Here is a 20,430-nt window from a genome sequence, read left to right on the forward strand (position 1 = left end):
GAATGATTCGGGCAGGGCAGTCAGTTGATTACCTTTTAAATCAAGCGAGGTTAAATTGGAGAGAGAGCCGAATGATTCGGGCAGGGCAGTCAGTTGATTACCTTTTAAATCAAGCGAGGTTAAACGGTCAAGAGAGCCGATCGATCTGGGTAGGGTGGTCAGTCGATTTCCACTTAAATAAAGTAAGGTTAAATTAGAGAGAGAGCCAAGCGATTCGGGTAGGCTGGTTAGTCGATTAAATCTTAAATCAAGCGAGATTAAACAAGATAGATGGCCGAGTGATTCGGGTAGGGTATTTAGTCGATTAAATTTTAAATTAAGCGAGGTTAAATGGGAGAGAGAGCCGAACGACTCGGGCAGGATAGTCAGATCATTACCGACTAAGCTGAGTTCGGTTAAATGGGAGAGAGAACCGAGCGATTCGGGCAGGGCGGTCAGTAGATTACCGCTTAAATCAAGCGAGGTTAAATGGGAGAGAGAGCCAAGCGATTCGGGCAGGACAGTCAGTTGATTACCTCTTAAATCAAGCTCTCTCAACCATGTAAATTTTAAAACTTCTGGAAAAATTTCTATTAAGTCCTGTTCAACCCCTCCCCAACTCAAATCTAATGCGGGAAGCTGTTTTTTCCTACACTCGTCGATCGCCTCACGAAAATGCGCCGGTATCTTCGCCATATCTCACCGTGACTCTCGCCACTTCCTTGATAACACATTCTCCCGCCCGTTGACATATCCGAAAACCGATCGCTCTCCAGATTTCCTATCCCTTTCTGCGGTAGATACGCGAACGGGCCGATCGAAATCAGACCGGCCCGAATTCACTCCGGAATTATCCGGAAAAAACCCTATTTTTTTCCTCTCTCCGGCGCGGCGGTACGGACGAAAGTTAACATACCGAGACCGTCCGGAACCCGATAAACCAGTTGTAATTCTCCCGCGCCGTTGATCGCGTACTCTCGAACCCCTTTTAACGCGGTGAGAAACGCTTGTTCCTGCTTCATGCGCGGTTCGGGACAGGCCATCATCGTCGTGGCGATCTCCGGTTTCACGCTAAAACTGTCTTCTTTCGTCTGATAACGGGCGATATAGCGATTGCAACCCGCGGAACCGCCTAGATTCGTTCCCTTGAAAGAAGCGGTAATTTCCGTCCCTTCCACCAGATTTCTACCCGTCCAGCCGCTCAACTTCCAATTCGTTCCGTCTAGGGTTCGGGGCGTTTCGTTCATCGGGGATGTGTTTTGGGCGATCGACCCTCCCGCCATCATCGCGCCACCGACGGCGACGATCGCTAAAATTCCCGTGATTTTCTGTCTCATACTGTCATTTTTCTCAATACACTCCCTCTATTCTAAACCGAGCGGGAGCGATCGGGGGAAATTCACCGACCTACCGTTTCGCCAACTCCAATAAAGTACACTCCCACACCAAGCGCGGCTGGACGTAGGACAACAGATACCGCCGCGCTCTCTCTAGAATCTCCACGGTCGATCGATCCTGCCGTTTCTGCCAGTCCTCGTATTGCAGGAAGTTTATATACCATAATTGTGCTTCCGTGTCAAGAGCGGCGGCGATCGATTTCGCCAGTTCGATCGCTTTAGAAAGTCGTTGCGAGATAAAGCGATCGAGCGATCGCGGCAGATCTTCCGGGAGACCTTCCAGAATTTCCAGACCGGCGATCGCTTCCCCCGCGCTTCCCTGAGCGAGTCCCAACAACGCCGGATACTCTAACACCCGTTCCCGCCCGTTTTCCCGCAAAATCCGTTCTAAATCGCTTTCCGAGAGTCGGGAAAAAGGAATCCGCTGGGAACGGGAAACGAGCGTCGGTAACAGCGCCTCGGTACTCGGCGCGATTAAAATTAACGTCGCTCTACCGGGTTCTTCCAACGTTTTTAACAGCGCGTTGGCGGCCGCTTCCGTCATCGTGTGCGCGTCCTCGATCACCACCACGGAACGGGAGGACTCTAGCGGGGGACGGCTTAAAAAACGGGTGATATCGCGTACCTGTTCGATGCGGATCTGCGGGGCGGTTTTCCGTTTCAGTCCGCTTTCTTTCGCTTCCGCGGCGGTATATAAACGCCCTTGATGCTGGTAGGTTGGCTCTACGCGGAGGAAATCGGGGTGATTCGACACGAGAAAGCGTTTTCGGCTTGATTCCCGCCGATCTGCCTCTAAACCGATACAGAGTAAATCCTGACAGAAACATTTCGCGGTGAGAACGCGCCCGATTCCGGCGGCCCCGGCGAAAATGTAAGCGGGCGCGATATAATCTCGATCGATCGCTCTTCGCAAGAGTTCGATCGCCTTTTCCTGACCGATAATTCTCGACCACTCTAGTCCCGCCATTCTGTCATGTCCCGATACTCCTGTTCTTATCTTGTCAAAAATTCTCCCGCCCGGCTCGAACTCCTGTACGATGACCTACTCAACCTGAGCGTTTTTGAAGTGATGCACCGTAGGAGCGATCGCTTCGTCCTCGTGGAAATGCCCGGCAAAGTCTCGTTCTCGCAGTTGGTGACGATCGAACTCTTTAACAAGATCGTTTCCCCCTCGGAAATCCAGATCGAATTACTGGTGAAAAACAACGAACTTCCCCTGCGCGTGAATAATCGTTGCCGTCAATGTTTCGATGCCATCCATCAAATTATCACCGAACATTATCGCGGCATCTGTCTGACGAAAATTTCCGCCTGATCTCATTCCTCGTCGATCATCATGGCGGGATCGATGAGGGTAATATCGAAAGGATCGTTCTCGGGAGACGGGGAAAAAGTATCCCCTTGTCGGTATTGATAGAGCGCCGAGACTCGCGGGCCGAAAACGATCTCGTCACCGTCTACTAGATCGTGGCTGTAGCATTTTTTGCCGTTGATCAGGAGTCCGTTGGCGCTCGATCGACCGTTTCCATCGCCATCGACGATCCGGTACGAGAACTCCCCTTCCCCCCTCTCCTGACGCAGAAGCGTGGCGTGATGGCGGGAAACGAATTGGGAATGCAGACAGATATCGCGGTCGATCACCCGTCCGATCGAGTAGGATTTCGCCGTCAGGACGAACCGGTTTTTACCCTCGCTATCCTCGACGAGCAAAAAATGTTCTGGTTGAGTTTTCACCGATTTATCGTGAAATCAATTGATCGATTACTTTCGAGCTTGTCCGGTACGCGGGAAGTGGCGACGCAATAGAAGCGAGTTCGTCACCACTAAAATGGAACTGGAGGCCATCAACGCCGCCGATAGCGCGGGGCCCAAAGCGAGTCCGAACCCCGGCAGGAGTACCCCGGCCGCGAGGGGAATCGCGAATGTATTATAACCCAAAGCCCAGAAAAGATTCTGACGGATTTTTCGGAAGGTAGCCAGACTCAAACGCAGGGATTCCACCACGTCCGGGAGTCGATCGCGCGTCAGGACGATCCCCGCGGTCTCGATCGCCACGTCGGTTCCCCCACCCAGCGCGATGCCGATATTGGCCCGCGCGAGCGCCGGCGCGTCGTTAATTCCATCCCCGACCATCGCCACGATTTTTCCCTCTTTGTCCTGCAAATCGCCGATAATCTTCGCTTTTTCCTCCGGGCATACCCCGGCGCGATAGTGTTCGATTCCCGATTGACGGGCGATCGCTCCCACCACTTCCGGCCGGTCGCCGCTGAGTAAAAGAACTTCCAGACCGAGATCCCGTAAGGCCCGCACCGTTTCCCGCGCGTCGGTTCGGAGTCGATCCTGAAAGGCGATCGCCCCCGCGAGTTCCTCCCCCCGCGCCAGATAGACGATCGTTTTTCCCCCTTTTACAAGGGGTTGTAGCGATTCCATCGCCTTTTGAGCGATTTCGACCCCGTTTTTACTTAACCAGTCCTCGTTGCCCAATAACACCCGTTCCCCGTTCACCCGCGCGGAAACGCCCAATCCGGGGACGGTTTGAAAATCCTCTCCCGCGAACTCGGGAACCGGCACGATCGAGGCGATCGCTCGCGCCAGGGGATGGTTCGTACCGCTTTCTACCGTGGCCGCCAGTTGCAGGATCTCGTCGGGGGAAAGGGAGGAAAAGGACAGTCGATCGGTGATTTCCGGGTGTCCCACCGTCAGCGTTCCCGTCTTGTCGAAGGCGATCGTGTTCAGTCGGTGCGCGATTTCCAGCACATCCCCCCCCTTAATGAGAATGCCCCGTTCCGCGCCTAAACTCGTCCCCACGAGAATCGCCGTCGGGGTCGCCAATCCGAGCGCGCAGGGACAAGCGACCACGAGAACGGAAATCGCCAGTTTTAGCCCCAGTAAGAGGGGGGAAGAATGCACCATCATCCCCTCGTGATGGACCGTTTGCAGTAACACCCACGGGAAAAGGTTCGCGCCTACCGTGTACCAGAAGAGAAAGACCGCGGCGGCGATCGTCAGTACCCCGTAGGCGAAATACCCGGCCACCGTATCGGCTAACTTCTGGACGGGGGCCTTCCGGATTTGGGCGGACTCGACGGAGGCGATAATTTTAGCGAGGGTGGTATTCTGTCCGACTCGGGTGGCGCGGACGGCGATCGCTCCCGATAGGTTAATCGTCCCCGCGATCACCTTGTCCCCGGTTTCTTTCACCACCGGTAACGATTCGCCGGTGAGTAGGGATTCATCGATCGAGGTCTGTCCGTCGATAATCTCGCCGTCGATGGGAACTCTCTCGCCGGGAAGGACGCGGGCCATTTCCCCGATCCGTACCTGTTCGACGGGAATCGCGATACCCACCCGATCGCTCGGATCGCCGATCAGGTAAGCGACCGGGGGTTGTAGCGCGACCAATGCCTCTAGATCGGCCTCGGCCCGACTCCGCGCGCGCGCTTCCAAAGTACGACCGAGGAGAATAAACCCTAATAGCATCACCGGTTCATCGAAAAAGCACTCCCAGCCCCAGCGCGGGAAAATTAGGGCGAGACAACTGGCGAGATACGCGCTTCCCGTCCCCAAACCGACGAGAGTATTCATATTCGGCATACCGTGACGTAAACCGCGCCAGCCATCGATAAAAATCTCCCGACCGGGGAAAAGTAGGGCGAGGGTAGCCAGTCCCCAATGGAGTCCGAGACTGTTTAAAACGGGAATCTCTAGCCCGCCGATGTGGTGTAGATGACCGATAAAGGAAAAGATTAGGAGAAAAGCGGCGATATAGAGTTTTTTTACCTGTCGCTCGCGTTCTTTCTGCCGTTCTTCCTCGCGGGCGTTGCGGCTGTCGAGAAGGTTGACCGAATCGCGGGGTTTAGAAGGGAAACCGATCGCCGTCAGTTTCTCGGCCAGTCGATCGGGCGAGACGGTTTCCGGTCGGTACTCGACGACCGCGACCTCGGTGATCAGGTTCACCCGCGCGGACGTTACCCCGTCATTCTGGTGGAGTTGTCGTTCGACCGCGCTCACGCATCCGGCGCATTTCATCCCTTTCACGTCTAGGGTGGCGGTTTTCACTTCTCGATCGGCGACGGTTTGCATACTGGCGATTCTCGATAAATTCTCTCTTTTTTCAGGATAGTCAATCCGGCGAGATCCGGCTTCAAAGGCGATCGATCCCGAAAATCCCGAAAGCTTAAAACCTCGATCGATCATTTTAAAGAAATATCAACAAATATGGGAAATACTCCGTTCGCGTCCCCCGATCGAGGTAAAATCACCGCATCTCTCCCGATTCAATATTGAAGTTTTGTAAACTAAAATAAAGAAAGGAGACAAATGTTAAGGTAGCCCTGTATGGAAGTAACCTTCACCGCGTCCGAATCGGTCGAGATCGTTGTCGAAAAACAGACGATCCCGATCCAGCACTATCTCCGGCAACCCCGTCGCTTAGTACAGGCTATCGTCGATACGAACAGGATGGAACCGTTATCGGAACATCACTTCCGGCTGAAAATGCGTTCCCTGAACTTTTTGGAGATGTACTATTTTCAGCCCACCGTCGTCCTCAATGTTTGGGCGACCTCGGGCGGAACCGTGTTTCTCCATTCCGAGGACTGCGAGATTAAAGGGATCGATTACATTAACGATCGCTTCTCCCTCAACGTCAAAGGAAAACTCGCCCCCACCGAGGAAAACGGCAAAACCTACCTCGTGGGCAAAGCGAATCTAGAGGTGAAAGTCGAGTTACCCCCTCCCCTCTGGTTAACCCCGCGACCGCTCTTAGAAGTCACCGGAAACGGTTTATTAAAGGGAGTTTTGGTTAGAATCAAACAACGTTTGATGACGCGACTCCTCGACGACTACCGGCAGTGGGCGAGTCAGGAATCGAACGGGATCGTCTATCCCGAAACCGCGCTCGATCCCTCGATCGGGTAAAAGGGCGGGAGGCAGGAGAAAACACCCCCAAAGATCTGATTTAATAAGCTATTTTAACGACAGAATTTTGTTACTATAATGTAATTTGTCGTTTTTTCAAAAAATAACTTTCATTTATCCCGATCGAACATGAGTTGGACAAAAGTATTACCCGTAGAATCTCTCGCTCCCGGCACCCGTCAAGTGGTCAAAGTAGGCGATCGATCGATCCTGCTGATCAACCACGAGGGACAATACCACGCGGTCGATAATCGTTGCCCCCATTTAAAACTATCGATGGCCAAGGGCAAAATAACCGAGGACGGGGCGATCGTCTGTCCGTGGCACCGGAGTTCCTTCGATCTCTGTAGCGGTGAGGTCAAAGAATGGATCACCTGGCCGCCGGTGATGAGTAAAGCGATGGGATTAGTCGCGAAAGAGAAAGTTTTACCCGTTTTTCCCACCCGCGTCGAGGATGGCAGTATCTGGGTAGAAGTCGCGTAGGCATATCCGGGAGTCAGGCGGAAGAATCCGAAAAAAATAGCGCGAAAGCCCGAGATATAGGAGAGATGCTCTTCTCCCAGACACACAAAAAGAGGTCTGTTCTAGACCTCTTTTGCCTATCCATCGAGCGGGAACCGTTACAGAAGTCCGGTATTGGTGCCGGGTTTTCCCGTCGCCAATTGAACTTTGATAATTTTGCCGCCCATTTTCATGATGCGTTGTTGCTCGCGGAACCAGTTATCGTAGGGGACGAGCTTGGTAAAATAGGTATTTTGTAATTCCCGTTGCGTACGAATCCGGCTTTGGCTGGGAACGCAAGCGGTGACTTTGAACATCCGCATGGTCTGAAATCTCCTAATGTGGCTTAAAAAAAATCGCTGGGAACGAACCGATCGATACTCTCTATAGCAAAGGTCGGGAGTCAAGAGTCAATACTAGATCGTCAAAACCTATCCTTAATGTAAAGATTCAGCCTTTAAAGAGCTAGCACTCACCCTCGACTTCCCGATCCTCATAGTCGGACAACCCGATTAGATTAAACCGTTGCCTGACGTTCGTTCGTTCTAGCTTAAGCCAGAGCTAATGTAGTCGAAGTAGACACCCATTTCTTTACCGGCATCGGCACCGACGAGGCTGGCGGTAACTTCTTTCATCGCTTGGATCGCTTGCACGGTCGAAGAGATGGGAACGCCTAAAGAGTTGTAGGTTTCTTTGAGTCCGTTGAGAACGCGCTCGTCGAGGATCGAGGGATCTCCGGCTAACATGGCGTAGGTCGCGTAGCGGAGATAGTAGTCGAGGTCACGGATACAAGCGGCGTAACGACGGGTGGTGTACATATTGCCACCGGGACGGGTCACGTCGGAGTACAGCAGGGACTTCGCCACGGCTTCTTTCACGATGCCCGAAGCGTTGGCGCTGATCACGCTGGCGGCACGAACGCGCAGTTCGCCGGTCGAGAAATAGGCTTTCAGTTTGTCGAGAGCCGAACCGTCGAGGTATTTGCCTTGAACGTCGGCGGAGTTGATTACGGAGGTAATTGCGTCTTGCATGGTTGAGCTTCCTTAATGTTGGCTTAAACTTGGAGTTTTACGAGAGGTGAGCGTAGAAAAATTCTACGACAGGGCGCCGATCACGTAATCGAAGTAAGCGCTGGCTTCAGAGGCATCATCGGCGGACAATAGCCCGGTCGCGACCGCTTTCATCTCGCGAACGCTTTCGCCAACCGCACCGATATCGGTTCCGAGGGATTTGTACATTTCACGAACACCGACCAGACCGATCTCTTCGATCGGGGTTACATCGCCGGCAACCACCCCGTAGGTGATCAGACGGAGGTAGTAATCCATGTCGCGGAGGCAGGTAGCGGTCATTTCGTTGCCGTAAGCGTTACCACCGGGGGAAACGATGTCGGGGCGTTTTTGGAACAGACGATCGCCGGCTTGTTTGACGATGCTTTCGCGGGCGCCGGTCAGGGTTTCAGCGATGCGTAGACGGGCGGCTCCGCCGGTAACGAAAGCTTTGATTCTGTCGAGTTCGCCGGGGCTGAGGTAGCGGGCTTCAGCATCCGCGTTCACGATCGATTTCGTGACGATACTCATTGATGGATTCCTCCCAACTTACATGAGATTAAAAACTTGATCTGACATTCTATACCATTGTTGGTCACTAGAGCGAGTCTTTCGGAAAAGTTACCGTTAATCGGGCAGATCAACGCGCTTTGTCCCGTTTCTGTTACCAGAAGTCCAAGACTTGCCTAGCCTAGCGACCTAACGCAACTATTTTCCGGCATCTCGTTACCTTCTCCCCCGGTTTGTAATACTTCTTAATATTGGGATTCATTTTCGGGTGTCGGGTGTGGGGGAGATGGGGTGTAGGGTGTAGGGGGTCGGGTGTCGGGTGATGGGGGAGTGGGAAATCAATAGATAATTTCGGGACAAAATCGAGAGTTTTGAGAAAGTTATTCCCTACCCCTTACCCCCTTCCCTCCCGCCTCCTGATAGCTACAGGGTAAATCGCGCGATCGCCGGGTAGTGATCGGACGGGAGCAGGTTCAACCATCGCGAGGTATCCACTTTCGCTTGGTCTAATTTCACCCGACTATCGTGATAGATGGTGTCGATCGCTAGATAGGGTCGATCGTTGTAATTGTTAAAGCTCATTTGTTCTTCCGAGCTTAACCCCGATAACGCGTCCTCTAAACGGTAGCCATTGGGAAACGGTTCGAGAAATACCCGCCTCGGAAATCGATCCCGATCGCAGTTAAAATCGCCGGTGAGAAATAAGTAAGAATCGGTCAAATCTAGTTGACAAAAGTAATTATAAATGCACTTCGCCCCTAGATCTTTGGCGAGGTCACTATAGTGTTCTAGGTGAGTGTTAAAAAAGAGAAGATTCTGACCCTCTACCGTCCGGAATCTAGCTCCCGTGACCATTCGCGGGTAGGGATTTCCCCAGGATTCGGTGATACTGCCGACGATTTCCGGGGTTTCCGATAACCAGAATTCAAAAGTTTCTAGACATTGTAAGCGATCGGGTTTATAGAGGATGGCGCAGTGTTCATCGAGTCCGGTTCCCCGTCGATCGCTCCCGATACTCTGATACTCCGGTAAACGACGGTGGAGATCGAGTAATTGATTGGCGCGGGCTTCCTGGGTGCCGATAATATCGGGGGAATAGCGCGAGAATAGCGCCACCACCGCGTCCCGTCTAACGCGCCAGTTCCGATCGCCGGGGTCGGGTTTATCGTAGCGGATATTGAAGGAAAATACGGTTAGTTTCATGACGTTGACTTTCCTTCGATCGTCCAAAAGGGAAAGGTCTGACTAGGATTGATGATAACCCCTCGCAGGCCGTTTCGGGCGAAAGCGTACTCTTTCGTCTGCCAGAGGGGAATATAGGGGACTTCCTCGGCGAGAATATCCTGAATTTCCGCGAAAATCGCCGTTCGTTTGGCGGGATCGCTCTCGGTTCGCGATCGATCGATCAATTCGTTCATCTTCTGGCTATAGAAAAACGATCCCTGTCCTCGCGCTCCCCCCTCCTCGCACCCGGTTTTCGGGGAACCTTTCGCGCAATCGAGGAAAGGATAGATATAGTTATCCGCGTCGAGAAAATCGGGGTACCAGTTCGATAACGCGGTGGTATAGAGTCCGCGACCGATATTTTTGAAAAATGCCGCGCCGAGGATGCTATTGGGTTCAAAGCGGATCATTCCCTCTAGATCCCGTTTCGAGAGCGCTTTTAAAACGGCGGCCACTGTGCTGGAGGTGATCGAGCCGGACGAGTGCCAGATTTCCACGGTGGCGGGTTTTTCCGCGCTGTAACCGGCTGTTTTGAGATATTGTTTCGCGCCTTCCACGTCGCGTCTGCCGTAGCGTTTTTCAAAAACCGGACGGGATTCGGCGAAAGTGGTGGGAATCAGGCTAAAGAGCGGGATTCCCTGCCCCTGAAGAATGCGATCGTTCAATAAATCCCGATCGATCAAGGAAGCGATCGCGCGACGGACGGATATATTATTGGTCGGTTCGCTATTGAAATTCAGGGCCATGAAATTAATCGCCGAACCCGAGGATTCGATCGCCTTCCATTTGCCGTTTTCCGCCTCCTCGCGCAGTTTTCGCACTTGAGGGGCGAGCAGGGATTGATAGGCCACATCGATCGCCCCGGTTTGGAACGCGTTGAAGAGATTCGCCGGGTTCGATAGATAGATCTGCACGTCCACGCCTTTATTTTTCGCGGGTTCGCCCCAGTATCGATCGAACGCGTCCAGACGGAAAGCATCGCTCGTCACCTCCGTTAGACGATAGGGCCCGGTGCCGATTAACTCCTCGTTTTTAAATTTCCCCTCGCCGATCTCGTAGGCTTTCGGGGAGACCGCGCAGGCCCCCGGATAGGCTAACAGCGCGGGAAACGCGGCGAAAGGTCGTTTCAGGGCGATCTCGATCTCGTACTCGCCGATCGCTTTCACGGTATCGATCGTATCACCGAGGAGGAAAGAGGGTTCGCCGCCATTTTTCAGGAAACGGTTCAGGGAAAACACCATCGCCTCGGCGTTAAACGGTGTCCCGTCGTGAAAGATCACGCCCTGACGGAGAGGGATGCGATAGGTGAGACCGTCGGGGCTAATTTTCGGGAAATCCTTCGCGAGAAGCGGTTTTAGGGTCGTGGTTCCGGGTTCGTAGGTGTAGAGGGTCTCGCCGACATTGTAGATAATAAATAACCCCGCGAGTTCGTAGCTGTCCGCGGGATCGATCGTCCGGGGTTTGAGAGTGGTTCCGATACTAATTCGATCGCCCCCGCGCGTTTTCGGGGTATCGGGAGTCGTGGCCCGACAGCCGACCACTAGGAGAAGACAAACTAAAAACAGGCTGAAATATCGGTAAAGTCCCCGTAATCGTTCCATAACTCGAAACCATCTCGCGATCCACGCTAATGTAGCATACTTCGAGACGGGTATTTTGTCGGACGATACGGCGGCCTTTCCCGCGAAAAACGAGAAAAATCCGACAATCTTTCCGATCGGGGGAGTCGATGCCGGCGAGGATGGCAGAGATCCCGACATCCTCTAGACGATCCCCCGACTTTCCGTTATCGGTAACGAGCCGATTTATCGATATAGAGCGTTAAAGTCGGTATATTTAGGATTTAGGCGTGTATTTCGCCCAAATTTTCCAGAGGATAGAGCCTAGTCCTAAAATCACCAGTCCGATCGTCGATTCGGGTTCGGGAACGATAACATTGGGAGAACGATAACCCACGCGGAAGGCCGCGTACCCGATATTACTATCGGGCCAGATATTATTATCGTCTTGCTCGTCGAATTCGATTCTCCTGATATTGTTCTCGCTCGATACAATCCCCCAAAAATCTTCCCCGCCCGGCGCACCAGGGTCGAACGCGTTGCCGGGAAGAGGGGAAGAGGCGGGAATCAGACCGGAAGATAGCAGGTTATTCGAGCTATCGTAAGCGTAATACCAGAGGTAACTGTCCGCGTCCAGAGATTGATAGAGGAGTTGCAAGCCGAAAGCGGCAACCGGATCGACAAATTCCACGATCATACTGTCATTTTCCACCGGGTTATTCAACCCCGGACCGAGAACGATCCCGCCCGGTGACAGGACGTTAGAACTGTAAGTCGTGGATAATTTGTATTGAGAGGTATTGACAATCGGAAGGTTGGTATTTTGCGTGACAAACACACCGGAAGGAGTGACGGTATCACTACCCGGAACGACCAGAAGATCGGCTCCCGGTCCGAAGCTGTTCAGACCGCGAAGAAATCGGATACCGGAAATGGTATTCCCGGTGATATCGGTATTCGGGACGATGCTATCGAGATTAACAACAATCGGGGGATTCCCCATCTCCGCGTTAAATCCGGGTAAATCTAGCGGGTAGGTCACGATCGTCGCGCGAGCCTGACTAGCTGTTATTGTACCCAGGAATAAGATCGCGCCCGTCAGCGCGTTTTTGAGGTAGCTTTTGAGTTCCATAGATTTGAATCGATCCCTAGTATTCTTTCTTCAAGGCCATTCGCGATCGAGAATTTCCGCGAGACTTTTTCATCCCCGCGAGCGGCTGTCCTTATAAATCCTTAGATTTGCTGGAAGATAGGGTTTTACGACCAGCTTTCAATCCTCGCCGATCGGAAAAAACGTACTGTTTTCTCCGATGCTTATATCAACGAGTGAGAGAGCGCTCGGCATTAACAATCTAGCCCCTCTCGATCGATTTTTGAAGGTCAAAGAACGCGAGAAGTTAAAATTCAAGAAGAGAAAGAAAAGAGGCTAATCTTGAATTATTTTGCGGATGTTTACTTCTGGTTCCCGTTCTCGATCGATAGAGAGAAATGGCGATCGCTTCTAGCACTAAAGGTGACTAGCTCTTGACCCTTTTTTTTAAGGTTTGATTCGGTCAAGAGGATGTCCGCGGAAAAGTAGAGAGATGTAAGCCCGGTGTTTCCTCCATTCATTTTCGAGAATAAAAATTCGAGGCGGGGATATCTTCTGTAAAATCACGCGATCGCGCTGAAAAGATTTTTTCAAAAATCCAGTGAGAATACGGAGAATAGAGACGAACGCTCGCGGGAGCGCGATCGGGATTTTTTCTCGAAGCCTTTCACGGTAGGAATTCCAGCCATCGAGCGAGCGAGCGATCGGCCTCGATTTTGTTAACGAAAAAGATACAATTCTAGCTATCTTGGCTCCGAGCGAGAAAAACCGATTTATTTCCCGTTAGAGGTTTATTTATAGATTTTACGCGCCGAATTAAGATTTGCAAAAATGCTCTAAATTTCGTAATGAATTGTTGCGGTTTCTGACCCCGCTTTCAGGACGGAAACGAGATTGAACCGACCGCCCTCTCTAGATCTCTCGCGGACTTGAAAAATTGTCGCGCGGTTCATTCGATTCGGAATCGGACGATTTTTCGGCGAGAAACCGGGCTTTTTTCGGGGGATTAGCGCCCCGCCCACCCCCGCGCGAGGCCGTAAAAAACCTCGCTTCGGGTTAACAGGATTTAGGATGACCCGAATGCGAGACCAGGGGTTCGGGCTTATCCCGAACCGAGGTTTTTTAAAGGGGAATTTTTCTCGATTTTCGATTCTCACCCAGGAATCGCGCTTCGAGGTCTTCTGACCGGACTAACTTTTCCCGAGGGGTAGGCGAATTAACTCGTAAGCGCCCCGTCTCACTAAACTTCGATACTCCGGGGGCTGTAAACCCATGCGGGTCAGCCGGAAAGGTTGGGTTAGAATCAGTAGAGAACCGGCGGGCGATCGCTGTTGCCGTTGCTTTTGAATATATTCTGCCGCTTCCTTGTTCAGCTTGATATACGTCACGGGTCGATGGGAGTAAAAAACTACCGTGGGTTTTTTAAACCCGACCATGACGATCTCTTCGCCCGGTTTTTGGTTTTCGACGATCGAGCCGGCCATCTGTCGTAGGGGTAACTGGCGCTGACTATCCATTAAAAATAAGGTCGGGGTCAGGACAAACAGTAAAAACGCCATAAAAGCCAGTAAATTAATGCCGATGACCGGCAACCAATCCCGCCGCGCGAGGAAGAAAGCGATCGCCACGGCCGCGAATAACCAGATAATACCGCCGAGGGTGGGTAAGCCGGACTGTTGCAATAATCGCGGGAAATCCGGCGCGGCGGTATCTTCGCCTAAAAGATTCGGGACGTAAAATAACGCGATCGATACGATGGTTAAAAAAGACAGATTTATCCAGGCACTGACACGGAAAGAGCGGGAATTCTTCCCGCCGGAGAAAATTTCCCCCCACGACAGCGCGACCAGGATTCCCGACGCGGGCATTAACGGTAACACGTAACTGGGGAGTTTGGTGACGGCGATCGAGAAAAAGACGAACACGACCGTGAACCAGAAAAACGCGAACAAACCGAACTGTCGCGAACGGGAGAGCGATCGCCAATCCCGCCGTTTCCAGAATTTCAAACGAGCGATCGCCGCGGGTAAGTACCCCGAATAGGGCGCGAAACCGAGGAAAACGACCAGAAAATAAAAGAACCAGGGCGCGGCGTGACCGTTGACCACCTCGGTAAACCGCTCCACGTTATGGTAGCCGAAAAAGGAATTAATATAGTTCCAACCGTTGCGCCAGATGACGAGAACGTACCAGGGCAAGGATAACCCCGCGATAATGAACGCACCCAAGATCGGGCGCGCCTCGCGAAGAACGGGTTGAAATTCTCCCACATATAGTAAAAACGCGAGGATAACTAATCCCGGTAAAACAATCCCGACCGGGCCTTTCGCCAGGATCGCCAGGGCGATAAATATATACGCGGCGATGTAGAAACGGACTTTCGCCGGGGATTTTTCCGGCCGCGCGTAAGCGAGGAAAAAACAGAGTAGAGAGGGCGCGATCGCCCCGGTTAACAACATATCCGAGACCCCGGTTCGCGCCCAGACGATCACCATCGGGCTAAGGGCGATCGTTGCCGAGGCGATCGCCGCCACCAGCCAATTTCTGGCGGGACGGGAAACGTTATCTAATCGGTCTTCCTCGGTGAGAGACCAGTGTACGGTGTAGAAAGTTAACGCGATCACCAGCGTCGCGGCGATCGCCGACGGTAGACGGACCGCCCACTCGTTCACCCCCAACAGGTGAAAGGCGATCGCCTGCGACCAGTACGTTAGCGCGGGTTTATCGAAGCGCGTCACCCCGTTAAAATAGGGCGTGATCCAGTCCCCGGTCACGAACATCTGACGGGAAGCCTCGGCGAAGAGGGGTTCGGTTTCATCGATCAGGCCGATACCGCCGGAGCGCCAGAAAAACGCCACTCCCGCGACGAGCGCTAACCAGGCGATCGAGAGGAACAGGATCGCCCGCGAACGTTTACCGATCCGGTGGAACCACTCCTCGAAAACCCGATCGAACGTTGCTTTCATAAATCTTGAAAATTGATTTTGAATTGGATATTTGTCCCGTCGATCGGGACGAGCGTTTCGCCCGATCGTCTCGATCGAACGCGCCCGTTTCAAATCCAATGTACCGGAAACGATGACTCGCTCCGGGATTTTCGGTTCCGTTTCCCCCCTCTCCAGGCTACCGATTCGTTTTCCCGTCCGGCATGGTCGCCCCGCGTAGGTTGACCCCGGCGATGTTCGCGCTCATCAACTCCGCGCGCGTCAGGTTGGAGAAACTGAGATCGGCCCCGGCGAGATTGGCCCGGGCGAAGAAAGCGTCCACGAGATCCGCCTCGCGAAAATCCGCGCCCATGAGATTCGCCCGTCGTAAATCGGCGTGATTCATTCTCGCGCCCCGGAAATTGGATTGGCTGAGATTGGCCCGATCGCATTTGATCTGGGTCATTTGCGCTTTTTGGAAATTCGCGCCCATCGCTTCGGTCTCGCTCATCTTGACCCGCACCAGATTGGCCTCCGTCAGATTCGTCCCCACCAGACGCGCCCCCACTAGATTCGCGTCGGTGAGTAGCGCGCCCCGAAGGTTGGCGTTGCTCAGGTCGGCCTTGCGTAAATCCACGTCCCGCAGGTTCGCCTCTTTTAAATTCGCCCCTTGCAGGTTGGCGCGGGCGAGATCCACCCCTTTCATATTCGCCCCCTGTAAATCCGCGCGATACAGGTTGGCCGCCTGGAGGTTCGTGTTATAGCTTTTTTTCTCCTGACGCATATTCGCGCCCCGTAAACAGGCCCCCGTCAGGTTCGCGCCACTGAGATCCGCGCCGCGTAAATCCACCCCGACTAAATTCGCGTCCAGGAGAATGGCGAGGGTGATATCGGTTTCCCGGAGATTCGCCCCCTGTAAGAGACTCCCGTGTAGATTCGCCCCGCGTAAATCGGCCCCGGTCAAATCCGCCTGACTGAGGCTCGCGCCGCTTAAATTCGTGCCGACGAGATTCGCCTGGGATAAATTGGCGCGATTGAGATAGGCGAATAAAAGATCGGCTCCGTGCAAGTCCGCCTCGGTGAGAACGATGCCGATCAGATCGGCCCCGACTAAATTCACTCCGGGTAGCTTCAACCCGCTAAATATAGTTTCTCCGGCGGTATAGCGTTCGATTAATTCGGTAGGTCTCATGGGTTTCGATGAAAGGGTAAACGGGATCTACAAAGAAAGCGAGAAGCTTGAATTCTCTCGGGAGAGAGCCGTCCGGGAAAGGCGATCGCTAGAAAATTCTTTGCAGGGCTTGAATCAGGGTACTCGTGGTCTGCGCGTTAGACTCGCCATCCAACTGGGTTCGAGCGGCTTCCTGGAGTCGCGCCTCGATCTCTTTGAGACTTTTCCCGCTTTGAATTAATTGTTCTAACATTTCTTCTAGGGTGTAATGCCGGAGAGTGACCCAATCTTGCCCGGTTTCTTCCCAGGGATGGAAGAGGATCGAGTAGAGAAGAATTTTCACCCGTAGCGGATTGGTATATTGAAAGATTTCTAAACGGAGTTCAAAGGGATCGTATTCTTTGAGGGGACTATTCGAGACGGGGGAAGCGGGTTCGGCAACATGGAGTTCGGTAATCGAGGGCGAGTCCTCGAAGTCAATGATCGAGGTGCCGAAATCCCCCCCGTGCGGCGATTGAAATCTCTCCTGCCGCGGGATGTCCGGAGAGTCTTTCGCGGGGATGATCTGGGTTTTCATCGCTTTTTCCTGCGGTTTACTCTCGTATGCCTCGTACTCGGAATCGCGAGCGTAGAGCGTCTCGAACTGAAGGATAATAATATCGGCGATCGCCGTGTAAAGGGCTTTTTTATTAATATTTTCGACGATTCTATTTAATGCCTGTTTGAACGCGGTTATCGTGGGATAATTTTGTTGGAGTTCTAAAATCAGATTCTGTACACCGTATTGATCGATCGCTCTCGTGTCGTTCTCCCAGCGATTTTTGCAGGTCGCGAAAAGCAATTTTTTAATGCGGGAATTTTCCGGGTGATTCGCTAGGTGATCGCTCGCTTTTTCTAGGGAAGAATCGACCGAATACTTGATTTCTTGCCGGGGCGCTCTCTCTTCGGTCTCCACGGGAACGGAAAAAAGTTGAGTATCGTAGGCGGAAGAAATATTATTATATAATTTACTAACCTGCTCGATGATGATCGTCGCGACTCCCGCGTAAACCTTGGGGCGATTGAGGGTTTTCACGAGCTTGTACACCGAGAAAGTTAACTGTTCGTTGCTCGGTTTCGCTTGTACTAGCTCGTTTAATAACTCATCTAGAGGGATACTATTTAAGATATTCGGGTCGTTTTCCCAATACTTTTTACAGATACAAAAAATTAGCTTTTTGATCCGTAAAGCTTCTTCATGACTATCGAGATAGCGAACCACGTCCTGAAAAACGTCAATAGATGATTGCATGGTATCCTCTAATCCGAGAAAGTAGCCCTTGACCTTCACTGGCGGTTGATGGGAAGGATAGGGAGCGGGCCTATCCCCTATCAGAGTACCCATCCAGTTCCGTAAAATTAGCAAAAAGGGAAATTTTCGGCAAGCCGACCCTCGCCGGGAAAGGTTTTACTGTCGAGTTCGATAGCGAGAATCGGAGTAAAGTCTTTAGGTTGTGGCGATCGATTCCCCGGAGCGTTACAGTGATCTCTGGGAAACTATCGATCGCCCTAGGAGCCGTTACCTCGTGTTAGAACTCTATCAATTTGAATTATCGCAGTACAGCGAGAAAGTGCGTTTGATCCTCGATTATAAGGGACTTCTCTACCGGAAGATCGAGGTGGTACCGGGGGTCGGTCAACTGGAGTTATTCCGACTTTCCGGACAGCGCCAGGTTCCCGTCCTCAAAGACGGTCAGACCTACATCGCGGACTCGACCGAGATCGCTTTTTACCTCGATCGGGTTTACCCCGAAAAACCGATTCTCCCCACCGATCCCGTCGAGCGCGGCCAGTGTTTGTTGATCGAGGAATGGGCCGACGAATCGATCGGTCTCAAAGGTAGAACCGCTTTTCTCGGCGCGTTCGCCCAAAATCAGAATTTTCGTACCGCTTTCCTCCCCAGGGAAACCCCCGACTTCGTGCGGCTGTTACTCGGTTCCGTTCCCGCCGAACTGATCGATATTTTGGGAACGGGGGTAGGTCTGGGTAAAGACGCGATCAATAGCGCGAAAAAAGGGCTACACCAGGATTTAGAAGCCCTGAGCCTCATTTTAAGCTCCCGTCCCTATCTGGTGGGCGATCGACCCACCCTCGCCGATCTAGCCGTGGCCGGTTTGAGCGTCCTGCTGAAATTCCCCGACGCGCCCTATCTCAATCTCCCCCGCGAACTCCAGGGCAAAGGAATCCCCGGTCTCGCCGATAACAGCGCCTACGATGTGTTTTTCGATTGGCGAGATAGTCTTTACTCCGAATACCGTCAACTCTCGACCTCTTCCCCCCCTCCCCCGTCCGGCGACTCCCCCACCTCGATCGAGATCGAGTGAGCGGGAGTCAGGAGTCAGGAGTCAGGAGTCAGGAGGCAGGAGGCAGGAGGCAGGAGGGAAGAAAGTGGGGAGTAGGAAGTAGAGGAGTAAATTTCTCGAAACTTTCCATTTTTTCCCGAAACTAGATTTTCTCTATCTTGATTTCCCACACCCCACTCCCCTCATCCCCCCCATCCCCCCCATCTTCCCACTATGTCCGCTTACGAAGATATTTACCGCGTTACCCGCCGGATTCCGAGGGGGAAAGTCGCCACCTACGGACAGATCGCCTATTTAAGCGGTCGGGAGCGTCAGGCGAGATTAGTCGGGTACGCTTTACATCGGGTCGATCTGGCGGGGGAGGAGGTTCCCTGGCAGAGAGTGGTCAACGCGAGGGGGGAGATCTCCTATTCCCCCTTTCGACGGGGTAGCGATTATCTGCAACGCGCTTTATTAGAAGAGGAGGGGATCGTTTTTGACGGAGCGGGAAAGATCGATCTCCGAAAATATCAATGGCAAGCTGAAGAATATACACGAGAGGATATCCGATCATGTTTTTAGTTACCGGCGCGACGGGATCGCTCGGACGGCGTATCGTCCGATTGTTACGGCAGGAAAATAGCGCGGTTCGGGCGTTCGTCCGTCTTTTTTCCAATTATCGAGAGTTAGAAGAATCGGGAGCGGAGATTTTCATCGGCGATCTCACCGACGATCGAGATATCGCGAAAGCCGTCCGCGGGGTGGACTATATTATTAGCGCCCACGGTTCGGGTAACGATACGGTCGCCCTCGATTACCGGGCGAATATCGAGTTGATCGATCGGGCGAAAGAAAACGGGGTCAAGCATTTTGTCTACCTTTCCGTTCTCGGGGTCGATCGATACAATGAAGACGCGCCGGTGTTTAAAGCGAAACGGGAAGTCGAGAAATACCTGATCGCCAGCGGTTTACCCCACACGATCCTCCGTCCTTCCGGGTTTTCCAATAATTTACTGCCCCTCGCGGAACGGTTTCGCGAGACGGGAATCTATCTGCTCGTCGGGGAGGAAAGTCATCGTTCCTCGATCGTCAGTACCGACGACCTCGCCCGGATCGCGGCCGAATCGGTGCGGGTGGAGAAAGCGCGGGATCAGATTCTGGCGATCGGCGGGCCGGACATTTTGACTAGGGGCGACATCCCGCGTATTTTCGGGAAAATTTTCCAGAAAGAGCCGATTATTATCAATCCGCCCCTGTTCGTGTTCGACGGACTCCGGACGGGAATCGGGCTATTAAATCCCAAGCTACAGCGATCGCTGGGAACCCTGCGAACTTTGTTGGCGAACGAGTTTTTCGTCACGCGGGAGGAGGTGACGGCGATCGAATCGATCTATCATTTCCAACTCGAATCGGTGGAGAGTTTTTTACGTCGTTATCTAGCTTAATGCTCGTGCGAACAGGGGGGAACGGGATCGTATCCCCCCGGATGGAAGGGATTACAGCGTAAGATCCGTTTCGTCGCCATCCATCCGCCGCGGACTACCCCGAAGCGATCGATCGCCTCGATCGCGTACTGGGAACAGGTGGGCTGAAAACGGCAGGAAGGCGGGAATAGGGGCGAGATAAATCGTCTATAGCCTTGAATGAGCAGGATAAAAATCTTTTTCACTCGCTTTATACCTTTTTACTGGCGATTTTGTCTTGAAAACGCTCGCCGGCACGAGAGCGATCGCCCCCGAACCGGTGTTAAATCCTACTATAATCGTAATCCGAAAAACGGGCGGG

General features: G+C 52.8%; 22 protein-coding genes. 7 read left to right on the forward strand and 15 right to left on the reverse strand.

Annotated elements, in window-relative coordinates:
* From V0288_RS05840 to V0288_RS05850, 3 genes are all read right to left on the reverse strand, one after another.
* Positions 1 to 675 (reverse strand): leucine-rich repeat domain-containing protein (locus tag V0288_RS05840; protein WP_332864106.1); only part of this gene is annotated, 675 nt, incomplete at its 3' end.
* Positions 676 to 845: 170 nt separating this feature from the next.
* The gene (locus tag V0288_RS05845) at positions 846 to 1,316 is read right to left on the reverse strand and encodes an META domain-containing protein (protein WP_332864107.1); all 471 of its coding nucleotides are present in this window, start codon (positions 1,314 to 1,316) and stop codon (positions 846 to 848) included.
* Between the two features lie 70 nt (positions 1,317 to 1,386).
* Positions 1,387 to 2,343, reverse strand: a complete 957-nt coding sequence (locus tag V0288_RS05850; RefSeq protein ID WP_332864109.1) for a DNA polymerase III subunit delta' — start codon at positions 2,341 to 2,343, stop codon at positions 1,387 to 1,389.
* Between the two features lie 6 nt (positions 2,344 to 2,349).
* Between V0288_RS05850 and V0288_RS05855 the strand changes: the two genes are divergently transcribed.
* Positions 2,350 to 2,691: a hypothetical protein gene (locus V0288_RS05855; protein WP_332864110.1), complete on the forward strand. Its 342-nt coding sequence runs from the start codon at positions 2,350 to 2,352 to the stop codon at positions 2,689 to 2,691.
* Positions 2,692 to 2,693: 2 nt separating this feature from the next.
* Here the strand turns inward: V0288_RS05855 and V0288_RS05860 are convergent, their stop codons facing one another.
* Together V0288_RS05860 and V0288_RS05865 are read right to left on the reverse strand one after the other, a co-directional pair.
* Positions 2,694 to 3,110 carry an FHA domain-containing protein gene (locus tag V0288_RS05860; RefSeq protein WP_332864111.1) on the reverse strand — a complete coding sequence of 139 codons (417 nt, stop codon included), beginning with the start codon at positions 3,108 to 3,110 and terminating at the stop codon, positions 2,694 to 2,696.
* Between the two features lie 27 nt (positions 3,111 to 3,137).
* Positions 3,138 to 5,459 (reverse strand): heavy metal translocating P-type ATPase, encoded by a 2,322-nt coding sequence (locus V0288_RS05865; protein WP_332864112.1) that lies wholly within the window; start codon positions 5,457 to 5,459, stop codon positions 3,138 to 3,140.
* 255 nt (positions 5,460 to 5,714) lie between these two features.
* On the opposite strand from V0288_RS05865, the gene V0288_RS05870 reads away from it, so the two are divergent.
* Both V0288_RS05870 and V0288_RS05875 read left to right on the forward strand, forming a co-directional pair.
* Positions 5,715 to 6,296 (forward strand): DUF1997 domain-containing protein, encoded by a 582-nt coding sequence (locus tag V0288_RS05870; RefSeq protein WP_332864113.1) that lies wholly within the window; start codon positions 5,715 to 5,717, stop codon positions 6,294 to 6,296.
* 129 nt (positions 6,297 to 6,425) lie between these two features.
* Positions 6,426 to 6,779, forward strand: a complete 354-nt coding sequence (locus V0288_RS05875; protein ID WP_332864114.1) for a Rieske (2Fe-2S) protein — start codon at positions 6,426 to 6,428, stop codon at positions 6,777 to 6,779.
* Between the two features lie 137 nt (positions 6,780 to 6,916).
* Here V0288_RS05875 and V0288_RS05880 read toward each other — a convergent pair whose 3' ends face one another.
* From V0288_RS05880 to V0288_RS05920, 9 genes are all read right to left on the reverse strand, one after another.
* Complete coding sequence (locus V0288_RS05880) at positions 6,917 to 7,120, reverse strand: phycobilisome linker polypeptide (protein WP_332864115.1); 204 nt, start codon at positions 7,118 to 7,120, stop codon at positions 6,917 to 6,919.
* A 222-nt stretch (positions 7,121 to 7,342) separates the two neighbouring features.
* Positions 7,343 to 7,828: an allophycocyanin subunit beta gene (gene apcB, locus V0288_RS05885; protein ID WP_332864116.1), complete on the reverse strand. Its 486-nt coding sequence runs from the start codon at positions 7,826 to 7,828 to the stop codon at positions 7,343 to 7,345.
* Positions 7,829 to 7,891: 63 nt separating this feature from the next.
* The gene (gene apcA, locus V0288_RS05890) at positions 7,892 to 8,377 is read right to left on the reverse strand and encodes an allophycocyanin subunit alpha (protein WP_332864117.1); all 486 of its coding nucleotides are present in this window, start codon (positions 8,375 to 8,377) and stop codon (positions 7,892 to 7,894) included.
* Between the two features lie 402 nt (positions 8,378 to 8,779).
* Positions 8,780 to 9,559 carry an endonuclease/exonuclease/phosphatase family protein gene (locus V0288_RS05895; protein WP_332864118.1) on the reverse strand — a complete coding sequence of 260 codons (780 nt, stop codon included), beginning with the start codon at positions 9,557 to 9,559 and terminating at the stop codon, positions 8,780 to 8,782.
* Positions 9,556 to 11,181 carry an ABC transporter substrate-binding protein gene (locus tag V0288_RS05900; protein WP_332864119.1) on the reverse strand — a complete coding sequence of 542 codons (1,626 nt, stop codon included), beginning with the start codon at positions 11,179 to 11,181 and terminating at the stop codon, positions 9,556 to 9,558. The genes V0288_RS05895 and V0288_RS05900 overlap by 4 nt, the downstream gene beginning before the upstream one ends.
* A 235-nt stretch (positions 11,182 to 11,416) precedes the next feature.
* Complete coding sequence (locus tag V0288_RS05905) at positions 11,417 to 12,271, reverse strand: hypothetical protein (RefSeq protein WP_332864120.1); 855 nt, start codon at positions 12,269 to 12,271, stop codon at positions 11,417 to 11,419.
* Between the two features lie 1,148 nt (positions 12,272 to 13,419).
* Complete coding sequence (locus V0288_RS05910) at positions 13,420 to 15,195, reverse strand: ArnT family glycosyltransferase (protein ID WP_332864121.1); 1,776 nt, start codon at positions 15,193 to 15,195, stop codon at positions 13,420 to 13,422.
* 157 nt (positions 15,196 to 15,352) lie between these two features.
* Positions 15,353 to 16,345, reverse strand: coding sequence for a pentapeptide repeat-containing protein (locus V0288_RS05915; protein ID WP_332864122.1), 993 nt, complete (start codon positions 16,343 to 16,345; stop codon positions 15,353 to 15,355).
* An 88-nt stretch (positions 16,346 to 16,433) separates the two neighbouring features.
* Positions 16,434 to 17,615: a hypothetical protein gene (locus V0288_RS05920; RefSeq protein ID WP_332864123.1), complete on the reverse strand. Its 1,182-nt coding sequence runs from the start codon at positions 17,613 to 17,615 to the stop codon at positions 16,434 to 16,436.
* A gap of 274 nt (positions 17,616 to 17,889) precedes the next feature.
* On the opposite strand from V0288_RS05920, the gene V0288_RS05925 reads away from it, so the two are divergent.
* The 4 genes from V0288_RS05925 to V0288_RS05940 all read left to right on the forward strand — a co-directional run bounded on the left by V0288_RS05925 (position 17,890) and on the right by V0288_RS05940 (position 20,090).
* Positions 17,890 to 18,687: a glutathione S-transferase family protein gene (locus V0288_RS05925; RefSeq protein ID WP_332864230.1), complete on the forward strand. Its 798-nt coding sequence runs from the start codon at positions 17,890 to 17,892 to the stop codon at positions 18,685 to 18,687.
* Positions 18,684 to 18,812: a hypothetical protein gene (locus V0288_RS05930; RefSeq protein ID WP_332864124.1), complete on the forward strand. Its 129-nt coding sequence runs from the start codon at positions 18,684 to 18,686 to the stop codon at positions 18,810 to 18,812. The genes V0288_RS05925 and V0288_RS05930 overlap by 4 nt, the downstream gene beginning before the upstream one ends.
* 67 nt (positions 18,813 to 18,879) lie before the next feature.
* The gene (locus V0288_RS05935; RefSeq protein ID WP_332864125.1) at positions 18,880 to 19,227 is read left to right on the forward strand and encodes an MGMT family protein; all 348 of its coding nucleotides are present in this window, start codon (positions 18,880 to 18,882) and stop codon (positions 19,225 to 19,227) included.
* Positions 19,218 to 20,090 carry an SDR family oxidoreductase gene (locus V0288_RS05940; protein WP_332864126.1) on the forward strand — a complete coding sequence of 291 codons (873 nt, stop codon included), beginning with the start codon at positions 19,218 to 19,220 and terminating at the stop codon, positions 20,088 to 20,090. Before V0288_RS05935 ends, V0288_RS05940 begins: the two co-directional genes overlap by 10 nt.
* Here the strand turns inward: V0288_RS05940 and yidD are convergent.
* Complete coding sequence (gene yidD, locus V0288_RS05945; protein ID WP_332864127.1) at positions 20,087 to 20,314, reverse strand: membrane protein insertion efficiency factor YidD; 228 nt, start codon at positions 20,312 to 20,314, stop codon at positions 20,087 to 20,089. The genes V0288_RS05940 and yidD overlap by 4 nt on opposite strands.
* Between the last annotated feature and the right edge of the window lie 116 nt (positions 20,315 to 20,430).

Source organism: Pannus brasiliensis CCIBt3594, assembly GCF_036688125.1.
In the GTDB taxonomy this organism is placed as follows: Bacteria; Cyanobacteriota; Cyanobacteriia; order Cyanobacteriales; family Microcystaceae; genus Pannus; species Pannus brasiliensis.

Bases quoted from the DNA above. Each gene is read 5' to 3' on its own strand.
- V0288_RS05870 (WP_332864113.1), top strand. From the start codon at position 5,715: ATGGAAGTAACCTTCACCGCGTCCGAATCGGTCGAGATCGTTGTCGAA.
- V0288_RS05915 (WP_332864122.1), bottom strand. From the start codon at position 16,345: ATGAGACCTACCGAATTAATCGAACGCTATACCGCCGGAGAAACTATA.
- V0288_RS05845 (WP_332864107.1), bottom strand. From the start codon at position 1,316: ATGAGACAGAAAATCACGGGAATTTTAGCGATCGTCGCCGTCGGTGGC.
- V0288_RS05920 (WP_332864123.1), bottom strand. From the start codon at position 17,615: ATGCAATCATCTATTGACGTTTTTCAGGACGTGGTTCGCTATCTCGAT.
- V0288_RS05850 (WP_332864109.1), bottom strand. From the start codon at position 2,343: ATGGCGGGACTAGAGTGGTCGAGAATTATCGGTCAGGAAAAGGCGATC.
- apcB (WP_332864116.1), bottom strand. From the start codon at position 7,828: ATGCAAGACGCAATTACCTCCGTAATCAACTCCGCCGACGTTCAAGGC.
- V0288_RS05880 (WP_332864115.1), bottom strand. From the start codon at position 7,120: ATGCGGATGTTCAAAGTCACCGCTTGCGTTCCCAGCCAAAGCCGGATT.
- V0288_RS05855 (WP_332864110.1), top strand. From the start codon at position 2,350: ATGTCCCGATACTCCTGTTCTTATCTTGTCAAAAATTCTCCCGCCCGG.
- V0288_RS05875 (WP_332864114.1), top strand. From the start codon at position 6,426: ATGAGTTGGACAAAAGTATTACCCGTAGAATCTCTCGCTCCCGGCACC.
- V0288_RS05940 (WP_332864126.1), top strand. From the start codon at position 19,218: ATGTTTTTAGTTACCGGCGCGACGGGATCGCTCGGACGGCGTATCGTC.
- apcA (WP_332864117.1), bottom strand. From the start codon at position 8,377: ATGAGTATCGTCACGAAATCGATCGTGAACGCGGATGCTGAAGCCCGC.
- V0288_RS05910 (WP_332864121.1), bottom strand. From the start codon at position 15,195: ATGAAAGCAACGTTCGATCGGGTTTTCGAGGAGTGGTTCCACCGGATC.
- V0288_RS05905 (WP_332864120.1), bottom strand. From the start codon at position 12,271: ATGGAACTCAAAAGCTACCTCAAAAACGCGCTGACGGGCGCGATCTTA.
- V0288_RS05865 (WP_332864112.1), bottom strand. From the start codon at position 5,459: ATGCAAACCGTCGCCGATCGAGAAGTGAAAACCGCCACCCTAGACGTG.
- V0288_RS05935 (WP_332864125.1), top strand. From the start codon at position 18,880: ATGTCCGCTTACGAAGATATTTACCGCGTTACCCGCCGGATTCCGAGG.
- V0288_RS05895 (WP_332864118.1), bottom strand. From the start codon at position 9,559: ATGAAACTAACCGTATTTTCCTTCAATATCCGCTACGATAAACCCGAC.
- V0288_RS05900 (WP_332864119.1), bottom strand. From the start codon at position 11,181: ATGGAACGATTACGGGGACTTTACCGATATTTCAGCCTGTTTTTAGTT.